Origin of the sequence: Priestia sp. P5 (genome assembly GCF_029522155.1) — a bacterium.
GTDB lineage: Bacteria > Bacillota > Bacilli > Bacillales > Bacillaceae_H > Priestia > Priestia megaterium_E.
In genome coordinates, this window is record NZ_JAKWFJ010000001.1 from 1,632,835 (window position 1) to 1,646,604 (window position 13,770).

At 37.0% G+C, this 13,770-nt stretch carries 15 protein-coding genes; 9 read left to right on the forward strand and 6 right to left on the reverse strand.

The features are described from left to right. The first annotated feature begins 166 nt into the window (after positions 1-166). The 3 genes from MMB69_RS08995 (at position 167) to MMB69_RS09005 (ending at position 2,164) form a co-directional block, all read left to right on the forward strand. Positions 167-931 carry a GNAT family N-acetyltransferase gene (locus MMB69_RS08995; RefSeq protein ID WP_221784294.1) on the forward strand — a complete coding sequence of 255 codons (765 nt, stop codon included), beginning with the start codon at positions 167-169 and terminating at the stop codon, positions 929-931. A 142-nt stretch (positions 932-1,073) separates the two neighbouring features. Continuing rightward, positions 1,074-1,550, forward strand: coding sequence for a hypothetical protein (locus MMB69_RS09000; protein WP_221784295.1), 477 nt, complete (start codon positions 1,074-1,076; stop codon positions 1,548-1,550). Positions 1,551-1,687: 137 nt separating this feature from the next. After that, positions 1,688-2,164 carry a hypothetical protein gene (locus MMB69_RS09005; protein WP_269871695.1) on the forward strand — a complete coding sequence of 159 codons (477 nt, stop codon included), beginning with the start codon at positions 1,688-1,690 and terminating at the stop codon, positions 2,162-2,164. Between the two features lie 36 nt (positions 2,165-2,200). Here MMB69_RS09005 and MMB69_RS09010 read toward each other — a convergent pair whose 3' ends face one another. Both MMB69_RS09010 and ytvA read right to left on the reverse strand, forming a co-directional pair. Further along, a complete protein-coding gene (locus MMB69_RS09010) occupies positions 2,201-3,034 on the reverse strand; it encodes an STAS domain-containing protein (protein ID WP_221784299.1) in 834 nt (277 codons plus the stop codon). 240 nt (positions 3,035-3,274) lie between these two features. Continuing rightward, entirely contained in the window at positions 3,275-4,057 is a 783-nt protein-coding gene (gene ytvA / locus MMB69_RS09015; protein ID WP_221784301.1) for a YtvA family blue-light photoreceptor, read from the reverse strand. Positions 4,058-4,209: 152 nt separating this feature from the next. Here ytvA and MMB69_RS09020 point away from each other — a divergent pair, with 152 nt between their 5' ends. The 3 genes from MMB69_RS09020 (at position 4,210) to MMB69_RS09030 (ending at position 6,304) form a co-directional block, all read left to right on the forward strand. After that, the gene (locus MMB69_RS09020) at positions 4,210-4,473 is read left to right on the forward strand and encodes a hypothetical protein (protein ID WP_269871696.1); all 264 of its coding nucleotides are present in this window, start codon (positions 4,210-4,212) and stop codon (positions 4,471-4,473) included. A 354-nt stretch (positions 4,474-4,827) separates the two neighbouring features. After that, positions 4,828-5,493: a cobalamin B12-binding domain-containing protein gene (locus MMB69_RS09025; protein ID WP_221784305.1), complete on the forward strand. Its 666-nt coding sequence runs from the start codon at positions 4,828-4,830 to the stop codon at positions 5,491-5,493. Continuing rightward, positions 5,480-6,304 (forward strand): STAS domain-containing protein, encoded by an 825-nt coding sequence (locus MMB69_RS09030; protein ID WP_221784307.1) that lies wholly within the window; start codon positions 5,480-5,482, stop codon positions 6,302-6,304. Before MMB69_RS09025 ends, MMB69_RS09030 begins: the two co-directional genes overlap by 14 nt. Before the next feature lie 78 nt (positions 6,305-6,382). Here the strand turns inward: MMB69_RS09030 and pdxR are convergent, their stop codons facing one another. Next, positions 6,383-7,816, reverse strand: a complete 1,434-nt coding sequence (pdxR, locus tag MMB69_RS09035; protein ID WP_277447605.1) for a MocR-like pyridoxine biosynthesis transcription factor PdxR — start codon at positions 7,814-7,816, stop codon at positions 6,383-6,385. 144 nt (positions 7,817-7,960) lie between these two features. On the opposite strand from pdxR, the gene MMB69_RS09040 reads away from it, so the two are divergent. Beyond that, complete coding sequence (locus tag MMB69_RS09040) at positions 7,961-8,878, forward strand: DMT family transporter (protein ID WP_277447606.1); 918 nt, start codon at positions 7,961-7,963, stop codon at positions 8,876-8,878. A gap of 113 nt (positions 8,879-8,991) precedes the next feature. Here the strand turns inward: MMB69_RS09040 and MMB69_RS09045 are convergent, their stop codons facing one another. Further along, positions 8,992-9,906, reverse strand: a complete 915-nt coding sequence (locus tag MMB69_RS09045; protein ID WP_013083830.1) for a LysR family transcriptional regulator — start codon at positions 9,904-9,906, stop codon at positions 8,992-8,994. A gap of 409 nt (positions 9,907-10,315) precedes the next feature. On the opposite strand from MMB69_RS09045, the gene MMB69_RS09050 reads away from it, so the two are divergent. Then, complete coding sequence (locus MMB69_RS09050) at positions 10,316-11,419, forward strand: citrate synthase/methylcitrate synthase (RefSeq protein WP_016764746.1); 1,104 nt, start codon at positions 10,316-10,318, stop codon at positions 11,417-11,419. A 54-nt stretch (positions 11,420-11,473) separates the two neighbouring features. Here the strand turns inward: MMB69_RS09050 and MMB69_RS09055 are convergent, their stop codons facing one another. Beyond that, positions 11,474-11,938 (reverse strand): DUF4306 domain-containing protein, encoded by a 465-nt coding sequence (locus MMB69_RS09055; RefSeq protein ID WP_223260182.1) that lies wholly within the window; start codon positions 11,936-11,938, stop codon positions 11,474-11,476. Between the two features lie 187 nt (positions 11,939-12,125). Between MMB69_RS09055 and MMB69_RS09060 the strand changes: the two genes are divergently transcribed. Beyond that, positions 12,126-13,010 (forward strand): diacylglycerol/lipid kinase family protein, encoded by an 885-nt coding sequence (locus MMB69_RS09060; RefSeq protein ID WP_269871699.1) that lies wholly within the window; start codon positions 12,126-12,128, stop codon positions 13,008-13,010. Positions 13,011-13,038: 28 nt separating this feature from the next. Here MMB69_RS09060 and MMB69_RS09065 read toward each other — a convergent pair whose 3' ends face one another. Next, positions 13,039-13,602 carry a YitT family protein gene (locus MMB69_RS09065; protein ID WP_029322703.1) on the reverse strand — a complete coding sequence of 188 codons (564 nt, stop codon included), beginning with the start codon at positions 13,600-13,602 and terminating at the stop codon, positions 13,039-13,041. Positions 13,603-13,770: the final 168 nt, after the last annotated feature.

Genomic DNA, 13,770 nt, shown 5'->3' on the forward strand with positions numbered 1-13,770 from the left:
TTATATAGGTTAGTACCCCACTTAAAAGAAAACTATTCATAGAATAGCAAAAAAAATAAAAAAAACTTGTAAAAGGATCTACGAACTGCGATAGAGTCATAGAAAATAGACTAATTAGTATATAATAGAAAACGGCACATAGTTTAGAAGAGAAAGGAGACATGAAGTGAAAATAAAAAATCAAAGCGATGTAGTAGAACGGCACTTGATTCAGCACTGGATGTATTTTCAGCATACGAAGAAATCTGTGAAGGTGGATACGTCAGAAATCAAATGGATTTCTGCACCTCCTTACAATCGCGGCGTATATGCAGGAACCTATCATATTGAGCCTGCGTTAGGGATATGCCCTGCGGAAGGGGAAAAACCTCTATGGATTGTTGGTCCATCTTCATATGATAACCTTAGGCCAGTTCTTCGTAAAAATGGATTTGTTCCTTATGAAAAATGGATTGGAATGATTCAGTACATTCAAGAAAAAGAATACGCATATACAGGAGTAGAAGGGTTTCAATGTAAGCGAGTGCACACAGAAGCTGAATTGAAAGAATGGATAACGGTATACATAGACGGCTATCAAAAACCAAAAGAATATCAAGCTGACTTTCTTGAAAGGTTTAGGGAGCTTATGCAGCACACTGACCAATATCACTTATATTTGGGTCTTTATCACAACCGGCCAGCTGTAGCTGGGTCTCTCTTTTTTTATGACGGTACAGCGGGTTTGTACTGTATCACTACAGCTAGACATATGAGGAGAAAAGGCCTGGCCACCGCATATTTGAAGGAAGTTCTTACTGAAGCAAAAAAACAGGCGGATACGTGTATTTTGCATGCTACAAGTGCAGGAAAGCCAGCCTATGAAAAACTTGGTTTTACAGCGGTTAACGAATTTGATGTATACAGATGGAGAAATAGAGATGGAACATAATGTGCTGCAGCTTGCGAAATAAGAGACAAAATTCGACAAAATTTTAAAAAAGTGTAGCTTCCACTTCGTTTTTGGTGTATCCTAGGAAAAAGCAGCAGCAGGAGCTAGTGTTGTACATAGAACACAGATAAAAGGAGTCATTATGAAACATTTTTTTAAAACGAGCACGTTTTGGATAGGTTTGGTTGTCGGAATCGCGCTCACATTTGGGGGATATTTTACTGTTACTAGTATTTATGATTATTATTTAGGACGAGAACAGCTGAAAGTATTGACTACCTCTCAGAAAAACCTTCAAACTGCTTTTAAAGAGTATAATCAGCTTATGGCCGAAAAAAAAACCAAAAAGCAATTTATCAATGAACTCGATGATATTTCAAATACGATAAACTATGAATATAATGAATTAGCTTCCCTTGATCCTACGATGAAAACGATGTATAAGCATACGGGCGTCATCGATGATATGGAACTGATGATTGATAATATCGATAGCATTTATGAATTAACGATGAATGATCATAAAGACGCAACAAAACCGCTCCAAACCTACGTATCTGATTTAATGGAATATGTAGAAAAAGATATGAAAAAAGAAATAAGCATGCTAAGTAAATAGAAAGAAACAGCTGTCTAAACAAATAGGCAGCTGTTTTTTTGTTGATTATAAAAGGAATCTTTTGCTTGCAGGCGAAAGAGTATACTATGCACCCACTCACTTACGTGCACCACGTTCGCAAAAAGGGAGGACATAGTATGAAAAAAGTGGTGGTTATCCTATTTAGTTTATTTTCATTAACCGCATGTCAGGTTCCTACAGCTGAAACGCTTGAAGATCCTTATCCACCCGCTATAAAAATAATAGCCGAAGGCAAAGAAGCCATCATCAAGCCTTTATTTTTTTGCTGGACTGAATGTGAAGCTGATTTTGGCGAACGAAAAAATTTTAGACAAATTGTTATGAAAGATAGTATTCCCGTCTCTCAAGATGGTCAAGTGGCCATTAAAATAGATGGTAAAAAACCTAATGCGCTTTATTACAAACAAATTCGCAATCAGTCTATTTATGAAAACATAGTAGAAAAAAAGGACATAAAAAAAACATCCGCTATTACAGTAGATTCTGCCTCTCGCAGTGATCGGTATATACTCGTAGCGGACTGGAAGGATAACAAAGGAAAAAAGCTAATCGGGCGTGTCTATTATACCCCGGTAAAATTTGAAACGCCATAGATATGGCTCTCTATGCTGTAATAGAGAGCCATATGCTTAACTAATAGAATTAAGCGCTTGTGCAAGAGAAGAAGTAGTTTTAACATGTTCAAATGAAAGCCCTAAACGAATCGCAGTTTGAGAAATTTCCGGTCGAATTCCAGATAAAATTGTTTGCACACCAATTAAACGAAGAGCTTTTACCAAATTAAAAATCTCTTGTGCCATCATCGTGTCAATCGTAGCTACACCGAGCAGGTCAATACATAAATGTTCAACGCCTTTTTCCGAGCATTGCTGAAGTGTATTTTCTAAAATAAACTGACTTTTGACCGTTCCAATATCCCCCACAAGAGGCAGAAGTGCAACTTTATTTTGAAGCATGATGACAGGAGAACTTAATTCATTAATTAACTCTTTCTGAGCGTTCAGCTGTTCTTGCGTATTTTTATGATATTCTTGAATAAAGATGTAAATAGATAAATCAAACGCTTTAACAATAATGTCATACCACATAAATATCTTATCTACGCTTATCTCATCCGAATGCAAAGATATAAACTTCTTTAAGTAATTAACGGCAATTTTTTGTGAATTAAAATATTCTCGAACGATAAAGTGAAGAGGCGTACTTAAATGCTTTGGATCACGCGCTAGTTCTATTGACCACTGCTGAAAATCCGAAAAAAAATATTCCTCATCCTTTATAAACACGTCAAATAAATGCTGGAAATAATCTTGATTTTGCTGCTTAAGTTCTTTCACAATTGCTGGATTTTTACTCGAATAGACAGAGAACTCATTTTTATCGTCGAGCTGATTGTACCAGTCTTCAGTTAATTGAAGAGAATGTTCTTTGAAAAAATGATATAAGTCCTGATTTTTATGCATGAAGACTCTCCTTATATATATGTATAGTCTAATTGATTTATAAATAAAGGCATAAAAGCATCCCCTGATCTAAAGTGAGGATGCTTATAAATAAATCCATTATGAAGCGCATTTATTTTCCTATACGCCTTGTTTTCCCTAACTGTATACTCTCAAACCCAATTTATTAAAAAATAAACATTTTTCAACTAACATATTCATGCATTTTACCTATTTTTCATACAGAACCACTTCTTGTGCTTATAACTTTAGCTTGGGTAAGGCATCTTTAATGCTTTGATAGACTAAAATAAAGGACATATCATCTTCCATAGTGCTCATATGTATGGCCATGTTAGGAGAAATTCCTGTTAAAACAAGCTGAGTTCCCATGAGCTTCAGCCAATTGTAAATATTGAGAACATCACGGCCGAATGAATCATTAAATTGCGCTAACCCTGAGACGTCTAGGATTAAATAACGATCTTTGCTGCTTGTGTTACGCGAGGTGAAGCTATTAAATAGCATTTCTATACGACGTTCGTTTAACGTTCCGATTAATGGAAGAACAGAGATTCCTTCTTCTATTGGCACGATAGGGGTGGATAGCCTTTCAACTTCTTCCAAAGCTTGCTGAAGCTGTTCCTGAGCTGTAATTTCTATTGTTACATCTTTTTGAACACCAATAAAGTAGTATTTATCTTCTTCTTCTATATATGTCGGGTCAATTGTTAGCTGATTATGAAAGAAAGAGCCGTCTTTTCGATAATTAACAAGCGTAACAGAGACTGACTGATTGCGGCTTATAGCGCTGCGAATTTCATCGACGTGGTGCGGGTTTGTAAGAGGACCTTGTAGGAAACGGCAATTTTCCCCTAATACTTCTTCTTCCTTATAGCCGGTCATAAGGGAAAACCCTTGGTTGAGGTAAATAATTGGGTTATCAGGCAGAGAAGGGTCCGTCACGATAATACCAGATTGTGAGCTATGAAGGGCTTTGTTTAAAATGGACCATTTTGAATCTTGAGCTTCAGGTGTAGTCAATGCATTCCCTCATTCCTTGGAATTTTTATAAAAATATTGTGACATAAACACATCAAAAAAACAATTTTCGACGCGTTTGTTCCTAGAGAAAGAATGAAGATAAGGAAAAATATGTTATAATAATTTCAGGGGCAAAGGGAGTGTGAACAAATGTGATAACCATCAATTTATTTAATGTTAGTTTCTTTGTGATGGCGCTAGCAGGCTTTATTCTCATTTTTTGTTTGCGTATAAAGTTCAAGCGGCCACTGTCATTATTCAAATGGTCTTTTTTGTTCGGAACGGTGCTGCTGTCGCTAAGTTTATACTTGTTTATGGTGACCAGCCAATATATTCATTTGATATGCAATACAGTCGGCTCAGTTATGACAGCGCTCTATCTTATCAGTATTATGGTTGGAGCAGAAGAGTCATAAATACATATGTTTAAAAGTCTATTGAACGTGGAAAAAAGGAAAGATGCATAAAAGAGAAAGAGACGCACTTACATTCCTTTAGCAAACGAAATGATAACAACTTGAAAAACACTTCGGTACAAGATGCCGAGGTGTTTTTCATAAATAAAAAGGAAAGGAGAAAATTTAGAGAAATACTAGTCATATTTCACTCAGTATAGTAAAATAAAAAGTTATTATTCTATTTTTATGTTGTTGCTATTGGCAACATGTGTTAGTCTAAGAGTAGTATACATTTTAGGCGATCTTGAAAAAGAGAGACGAGAAGCTTTTATTAGAGTTTCTTAAAAGCTTTACGTTTACTGAGGTGAAACAATGAAATCTCAAGTACAAAAATTTGTAGGCTATTTATTAGCTGGTGATCAAGACAGCGCTTGGGAAGTTGTGCTAGAAGAAATCCAACAGGGAAAGAACAGCCTAAATATTTATGAAAATTTAATTACAACCGCAATGCGAGTAACTGGAGATATGTGGGAAGAAAATATCATTTCTGTAGCTGATGAGCATGTTGCAACTACGACATGTGATTATGTGCTAACTCGCTATCGCTTTTATAAAAAAATTCAGGGACACGCTTCAGACACCGCTCCAAGGGCACTGCTTCTATGCTTGGAACAAGAACAGCACTTCATTGGTTTAAAGATGGTGGCTTTATTGTTTGAGGAACACGGTTGGAATACTCGCTTTTTAGGAGCCAATCTCCCTCTGGAATACGCTGAGAAAATGGCTATAGAATGGAAGCCTCACATGGTAGGATTATCCGTCAGCATCCCTTATCATATTGAGAGGCTTGCTGAATACACCAAAACTTTGGACAAATTAGAACCAAGACCAACGGTAATGGTAGGAGGGCGCTTAGTTTCTCAAATTGATTTCCGTTCTTACTGTTCTGAGCATACACGCCTAATTCCGGATCTTCACCAACTAAATAACTGGTTAATCAGTTATCACAAAGGAGTGGAAGTTAATGTCGATGCTTGAGTATGTTCCAGTTCCTTACTTTTTAGTGGATACTGAATTTAATATTTTGGAATGGTCCCAACAATCAGGTCATTTATTTAAGCCTTCAGCTAATTTTTTAGATCTTGTAGATGTATTCAGTCAAGAAAAGGCGAGAAAGTTTTTAAGCTTGCGCCAAAAAGATTCTCGAGAATTGTCTGTAGACGAACCCCATGATGAGCAAACGCTTGTCCAAAGCCGAGGCCAGGCTATTCAGAAAGTAGAACTTGTGATGCAAACCAATGATTCGCCTTATTCACTGTTTGAATGCTTAATTCAATGGGATGGTGATGTAGGTCACTTAGTTTGTATTCGCCAAGATGAGCGTATACAAGAGCTAACGAGTCTTGTTCAAGACCATCGGAAACGATTAGCAGATACAGATTTTGAACTGCTTGAACAAAAAGAACGTCTTGAAAAATCATTACAAAAAATTAAGCAATTGTCCGCTTCTTTTATTAAATTATCCTCTAAAGTAGGACTTATACCTCTTTTTGGAGACTTAGATACAGCTCTTGTAGCTGAAAATACGTCCATTTTGCAAAACTTTGCGCATGAAGGAAATTACACCACGCTTCTATTTGACTTTGGGGGACTAGATATATTAACGACCGAAGGAATTCAAGCTTTTGCAGGCTTTATGCAGTCCTTCTATCTCATGGGCATCACATGCTATATTATTGGCATGAAGCCGCATCATACGGCTGCTCTGAAAAATAGAACGTTTGGTGAGCAAATTATTTATATGAATAACCTGAGTGAAATTATTGCTGTGAATAAAAATGTGAGTTAAAAGAGTGGAGGAGAAGAAAGAATAACTTTCTTCTCCTCTTTCTGTATACACTTCTTCGCTTACAATTAAACATTCTTTTTATATTTCAGCTGAAAGGATAGCATTAAGACGTTGAAGTCCAATGTTCAAATCAGTATCACTAAGAAGGGAGTAGCTTATTCGAATGTAAGCATGAGGAGGTTTGTGAACGAAACAAGCTTCACCAGGTAAAAAGCAAACATTATGCTCCTGGGCTTTTTTTAATAATGCGAATGTGTTTACATTTTGCGGCAGTTTTAACCATAAGTTGAAGCCTCCTTTAGGGACTTGGAATTGAACGTAGTCGGAAAGAGGCGAAAGCAGGTCGCTTGCATGATCTCTTCTCAATTGCAAAGCGGTCCTCAACTTTTCCATATGCTGTTTCATTCGCTCAGTGCGTAAGAAAGCTAGCACAGCTTTTTGAGTTAGTAAGGGACTACCAATATCCATCAATGCTTTAACTGCATATAGCCAATCAAATACAGAACCTTGTGCATAAAGTAATCCAATTCGAAGTCCTGGGGCCAAAGTTTTACTAAACCCCTTCAAAAACAAAACATGCCCATTTTTATCAAACGTTTTGATCGGTGGAGGCACCGATATATCATCGAAATAAATCTCTCCAAACGAATCATCTTCAACAATAAAAAAGTGATACAATTCGGCCAAATCAACTAGTTCTTTGCGGCGCTGTCTGCTCATTAGTATACCTGTAGGGTTTTGAAAAGAAGGGTTTACGTACAAAAGCGAAGGCTTTATTTTTTGGCAGACTTCTTCTACTAAATCAGATTGTATTCCTTCTTCATCTAGTTCAATTGAAATGACGTTAACACCTTTATTGGTGAAGACATCAATTGCAGCTCCGTAGCATGGACTCTCTACTATAACCGTATCCCCTGGCTTTAAAAGTGTTTGAGCAATTAAATCAATACCTTGCTGAGCGCCACTTGTAATCACAATTTCATGAGGATCAGCTTTTATTCCTTGCTCTCTCTGTAAATAAGAAGAAAGCTCTATGCGAAGCTCACGATCTCCTTGAATTGGACCGTATGTGGCTAAAACAAGCTCATCGGCACGTAACAGACTTTGCATTTCTTGCGCTAAAAACTGATTAGGAAGGAGACGAGGGAAAAGAATAGCCTGAGAGAAATCATAATATTTACGATCACGATTTAAGCTATACTGAGAGCGCGTGATATTTACGTTTAATTCATCTTGCCATGAAAAATTATTTAATACCTTGGAAGAACGTTTAGTAACCCCTTTAACAAAAGCTCCTTTTCCTGACTGTATTACGATTAATCCTGATTTTTGTAAGAGCTGATACGATTTTCGTACCGTTAATAAGCTTATTTCTAACTCTTGTGATAGCTTGCGTAAAGAAGGGAGCTGATCACCAGGTTTTATCATGCTCGTTTGGATGCGATAACGAATCTGCTCATAGATTTGCTGATAAATGGGGGTGGAAGATTTTTTATGTACATTAAATCTCATTGTGTCACCTAACTATTCTTTTTCTTTAGTTAACCTCAAAATAAGCATGGGCGCAACTGGAAAAACAGCAACTGTTATAGTGAAGGTTTTACTGTTATACTTCCTTTCTTTTATACTCGTGGCATGTTTAAAGGAGGAAGATATATGATTATTATTAATTACGTACTTATCTGTTTTATTTTCGGCACGACATTCTTAACTATTAAATTAGGGATTGAAGCGGGAATGCCTCCACTTTTCTCAGCTGGAACTCGCTTTCTTTTAGCAGGAATATTAGTAATCTCGTACTTTGCATATAAAAAAGAAGTTCGACGCTCGTTATTATTTTCAAAAAAAGTGATGATGGTAGGGTTTTGTTTGACCTTTATGACATTTTCAACGCTCTATTGGGCAGAACAACATGTGACATCGGGTCTTGCAGCTGTTTTATCTGCTACTGGCCCAATGATGATATTGCTTATTCAAGTGATGCAAAGAAAAATGGAATTAAAAAAAGAGCAGTTATTCGCTTTGCTTCTGGCTTTTACCGGTGTTATTTGTATTTCACTTCCAAATGTGACAGCTACTATGTCTTATTCGTGGACGTTAGGGTGTATCATTATCATAGTAGGAGAGGTATTTTACGGCATAGGCAGCAATTATTCGAAAGCTTTGTTAAATGAACTAAAAGGAGTGTCACCGTTTTTAATTAACGGTATTCAAATGTTTTACGGGGGAATATTTCTACTGGTGCTTTCTTTATGTACAGAGCAGATCCATGTTTCAACTATTATGCCTTGGAACGCAGTATGGTCTATTGTATATTTAATTTTTGTTGGTTCAATTGCTGGACACGGCTTATATTATTGGCTAATCGCCCAAACAAATCCGGTTTTTCCATCTACTTGGTTGTATGTATCTCCTTTAATCGCGATGTTAATCGGTTATGTAGTCTTAAATGAAGCTATCACGCCTTCTATTATTGGCGGAGGCCTTCTTATTTTAATAGGAGTGTTTATGGCCAATCGTGAAGCTTTGAGAGTACATTTTAAAAAAAGTGTGCTATTCAAAAAGCAGCTGTAAAACAAGTCGCCATTTGCTGACTTGTTTTTAGTTGATCGCAAGACAAAAAAGATTAAAGAAAGATATAAAAGATGACTAACAGCCTCTCCTTAATAAAAGAAGAGGCTGTTTTATTATGAATTTGCTGACATCGTATGAGACGGCAAAATGATGTCTTGGTCTACTAGGAAGGATAAAAGTTCCCGTGTAGCATATGACATATAGCGATCTTTTTTCAAAATGATGCCTAGCTCCCACATTGGAGTAGGTGCGGCAATTGGAATACTTTTAATAAAAGGGTTATTGATCTTTGGAAACACGGACTTTGGTAAAATTGCAATACCTAATTCAGAAGCGACTAGTTCAATAATTAAATCCCATTGAGAACTTTCGTACGCTATTTTTGGATGAAAACCCGCTTGAATGCACTCATGAATAATGCGATCATGAAGAGAGAAATCTTTGCTGAACAGGACAAACGGCTCTTCTCTAAGCTCGCTCAAAGCAACAATTGATTTAGCTGCCAGCGGATGCTCATGATGAATGTATAAATTAAACTCTTCTTCAATAAACGGGTAGACGTGAAAAAGAGGGTTTTGAATAGGCAGCACGATAATGCCAAGGTCTACTTGTTCGTTTTCTACAAGTTCGACAATTCGCTTTGCGCCAAGCTCCACAAGCTCTAATTTCACCTGAGGATGTTTTGATGTAAAGTTTTTTGCGATCATCGGGAAAACAACAGTCCCTACTAAAGGAGGAATTCCTACTTTAATATCTCCTGTAGGGAGATTTCGTAAATCATCTAACAAAGCATGCAGCTCGTGAAGAGTGGATACTAGCTTTTGACTTTGCCCATACACAATCTGTCCCGCATCGGTTAAAGTCAGCTTTCGGGTAGAGCGATCAAAAAGATCTACGCCGAGTTCTTCTTCTAGTTTTTTTACAATTTTACTTAATGCTGGCTGAGACAGATGAATTGCAGCTGCTGCTTTCGTGAAACTTTTTTGATTAACTACTTCCATGAAATGTTGCAGTTCTCGAATATCCATAAATTCTCCTCACTAGTATTCTTAGTTTTCATACTATTTATTCTATTTATCTATTTTACTTATGATTCAAATAAATGTAAACTCTTACATAAGGAAGTGAATAGTGATTCATCTAAAAATAGCACATGAAATTCCTCTAAATACGTTAGAAACCCGCATATTTGTAAGCGTTAACAAAAAATCACCCTCGAAGAAAATTCTAGAAAAATATTTTTTTCTCCCGTAAAACAAAGCCGCGAGCGCAGAAATAACACGTGTTGAAATGTTCATTTTGTATACTGTTCTGACAATTAAGAAAGAGGAATAAAATGGTATAGTGCACCACTAAGGTGAGTCTATTCATTCTGCAAACGAGCCGTACATAGAAAAAAGGGCCTGTTTGTTAAAAATAATTGGGGGAGTGGTTGAGATGACATACGTTAAAGGACTAGAAGGAATCGTTGCAGCTGAAACAAAAGTAGGGCATGTTGATGGAGAGAAAGGTCAGCTGATTTATCGCGGATATTGGGCAAAAGATTTGGCGATCAATTATTCTTTTGAAGAAGTTTCTTATTTAATTTGGAACGGCACGCTGCCCAATCATGATGAGTTAAAAGCATTTAAACAAAAAATGGTGACTCATCGTACGCTTCCGGCTAATATTGTTGCGTTAATGGACTGTTTGCCAAAAGATACAGAAGTGATGAGCGCGCTTCGCACATGTATCTCAGCTTTAGGAGACCCTTCATACAGCTGGCCTCCGACAAAAGAGCAGGCGCTTGCCATTACAGCGGTCACACCTACTATTATTGCCTATTGGTATCGTAAAATGAATGATTTAGAAGTAGTAGAGCCTAACGAGCATTTGGATCATGTAGCAAACTATTTATACATGATTAACGGAGAAATTCCAGATCAAAGTTTGGTTACTGCGCTGAACGCATATTTTGTTTTGACAATTGAGCATGGGATGAACGCCTCAACTTTCTCATCGCGCGTTATTTCATCTACCGAATCTGACATGGTTTCAGCTATTTGCGGAGCAATTGGCGCGATGAAAGGTCCGCTTCACGGAGGAGCTCCTTCTGGTGTTATTACCATGTTTGATGAAATTGGAAGTGAAGAGAATATTGAGCCTTGGGTTCGTAAAAAATTAGATAACAAAGAGAAAATCATGGGATTTGGTCATCGTGTTTATCGTACACATGATCCAAGAGCAGAAGCATTAAAAGAAGTATCGAAACAAATCTCAGGAGACAACGGGCTATTTGATTTAATTGTTAAAATTGAAGATAAAACCATTGAATTACTCAATGAATACAAGCCGGGTAGAGGCATTTATACCAATGTAGAATATTTCGCTGCAGCGGTTATGAAAGCGGTTGAGCTTCCGTCTGAACTATTCACACCAACCTTCACAGCAAGCCGTGTAGTTGGCTGGACAGCTCATGTCGTAGAACAGTCAGAAAATAATCGTATTTACCGACCTCAGTCTGCTTATATAGGTTATACGCCAGTTGAACAAAATCAATAAATAAACTCGCTTTCACATAAAAAACGTCGGTAAATCCGACGTTTTTTCATATGGTTAAATATATTCTTTTTGAGAATAAAATCGTTTTAATAAATAGAATAATCCGACTGCTAAGCATAAACTTGCTGCAGCTAAGCTAGAGGTAATCATGGCGTGCTCACCTTCGGTAGGGGTATGTGAAAGTTTGTAGCTGCTGTAGCATAAGAGAGCCGTGATACATAAACAGCAGGAGCTAATCAATCCATACCGCTTTTTGAAGCCAATAATAGATAGTAATACAATCAAATAAATTCCGCTCACCATCATCATAATTGGAAACTGAGGGTGGAATTTAATTGTATATAACAAATAATCGATGTGAGAATAGTGATGAACCGCCGAGGACTTTGTTAGCCCTCCGGTCAAACTAGCTGATAAAGGTCCTTCAAGCATCGAAGAGCCGTTATACCAAGTAGCGACTGAGGAAAGTAAAAAAACAAAACAACTTGCAAATAGCTGCGTCATGCATTTTATTGACACGTATAGAAAGCTCCTCTCAATAACCATCTTTTGTTAATACAAGTCCGAAAATTATTATAGCAGGTTTTGAAAGTAAAAAAAGTACTATTGGAATGGTTTCATAAAACGTTCATATTTGAAAAGGTTTGTTTTTTTAAAATAAAGGGAAAAAAGGTGAAACGGAAGTATGAATAGAGGAGAGAGAAAGATGAAGGCAGCAGTGATTTTGAATCCAAATGCAGGAAACAAGAAATTAGTGAATGAAATTGACTTTATATGTGATCGGTTAAACACTGCATTTGAGACGGTTACTTTATATAAAACAGAGCAACCTGGAGATGGTGCCGATCTGGTAAGAAAATTGGAAGGCAAAGCGGATGTCATTATTGGAGCAGGAGGAGACGGGACAATTTATGAGCTCATCAATGCTCTTGCTCCGCTGCAGCAACGTCCTGTATTTGCTATTTTACCTGGTGGAACATGCAACGACTTTTCGCGTGCAATTGGAATGAATCAAAATCCTTTAAAAGCAGTGGAGCAAATTATAGAAAAGCAGACGGAGGCAGTGGATGTTGGAAAACATGGCGAAGATTATTTTTTAAACTTTTGGGGAACCGGCCTCGTAGCTGATGTATCTGAAAATATTTTAGAAGAAAATAAAGAGAAATTTGGTAAGCTCTCTTACTACATGAGCGTAGGTAGAACCTTAAATCAAGCAGAGCCTTTTCAACTAAAAATGACGAGCGAAAAAGCTTCCTATGAAGGAGAAGCTGTTATGGTGTTAATTGGAAACGGTCCTTTTTTAGGAGGAACTCGTGCTATGCTAGGAAACAGCTCATTTCAAGACGGATTATTAGATGTATTCGTTATTAAAGAAATGGGAATCGAGCCGGTTATGGCATGGTTACAATCAAGCCCTGATGAGGAACAGCTTAACCCTGAAAGCAACCTTATGCATTTTCGTGCAAAAGAAATCCATATCGAAACTACTCCTGAAAAAACGGTAGATTGTGATGGAGAAAAAGAAACGACAACACCTTCAACGATTACGGTTCTACACAATCACATCAATATGATAGTCGGAAACAGATAAAGAAACGCTGGAACTTCCAGCGTTTTTTTTATGAAGATAGCCATCGTGGAGAAGTAAAGAGCATAATCATTATGCTGCTCATCGTAATAACAAGCATGGAGTAGCAAAAAGCAGTAAATCCGATAATATGTAAGCCCACTATCATAATCGTACTGTCTAAGATAAAAATGGTTATTCCTATATTGATTTTCCATTTTTTTGATACAATAATAGCAATTAAATCAAGCCCATCCGAACTGATCCCGTAGCGAAGCATCAGTCCTATTCCCATTCCTACGAGTGCGCCTCCAAGCAATGAGCTAAAAAGCAAAGGAAGCTCCAGCGTACCTTCGAGAATAGACAGCCATTCTGTCATAAAAAAAGAAACAAATAAACCTATACTTCCATAAAAAAAGTTTTGACGATGACGAAAAAAAGCATATAAATAGACAGGTACGTTCAAAAAGAAAATGGACATTCCGATAGGAGTTCCAAACACATAATATACGATAAGCCCAAATCCTATAAGTCCACCGTCTAGTAAGTGATACGGAGCAATAAATCCGTTTAGCCCTAGTCCAATTAATAAGCTGCCACAGCAAATCGAAACCACTCTCGAAAAAATATTCCTCACCCTATACGTTAAATTTTAATAGGAGTACTCGTCCATCTATGTATATGGCAAGCTTAGGTTATTTAGAAGTAAAGAAGAAGAAAAAAGAAAATTATGTAAAAAGTATTGATTCTATAACTCTGATATTCTATAGTTAATCTAACTTCG

Bases quoted from the DNA above. Each gene is read 5' to 3' on its own strand.
- MMB69_RS09000 (WP_221784295.1), top strand. From the start codon at position 1,074: ATGAAACATTTTTTTAAAACGAGCACGTTTTGGATAGGTTTGGTTGTC.
- MMB69_RS09005 (WP_269871695.1), top strand. From the start codon at position 1,688: ATGAAAAAAGTGGTGGTTATCCTATTTAGTTTATTTTCATTAACCGCA.
- MMB69_RS09010 (WP_221784299.1), bottom strand. From the start codon at position 3,034: ATGCATAAAAATCAGGACTTATATCATTTTTTCAAAGAACATTCTCTT.
- MMB69_RS09025 (WP_221784305.1), top strand. From the start codon at position 4,828: ATGAAATCTCAAGTACAAAAATTTGTAGGCTATTTATTAGCTGGTGAT.
- MMB69_RS09030 (WP_221784307.1), top strand. From the start codon at position 5,480: ATGTCGATGCTTGAGTATGTTCCAGTTCCTTACTTTTTAGTGGATACT.
- pdxR (WP_277447605.1), bottom strand. From the start codon at position 7,816: ATGAGATTTAATGTACATAAAAAATCTTCCACCCCCATTTATCAGCAA.
- MMB69_RS09040 (WP_277447606.1), top strand. From the start codon at position 7,961: ATGATTATTATTAATTACGTACTTATCTGTTTTATTTTCGGCACGACA.
- MMB69_RS09045 (WP_013083830.1), bottom strand. From the start codon at position 9,906: ATGGATATTCGAGAACTGCAACATTTCATGGAAGTAGTTAATCAAAAA.
- MMB69_RS09050 (WP_016764746.1), top strand. From the start codon at position 10,316: ATGACATACGTTAAAGGACTAGAAGGAATCGTTGCAGCTGAAACAAAA.
- MMB69_RS09060 (WP_269871699.1), top strand. From the start codon at position 12,126: ATGAAGGCAGCAGTGATTTTGAATCCAAATGCAGGAAACAAGAAATTA.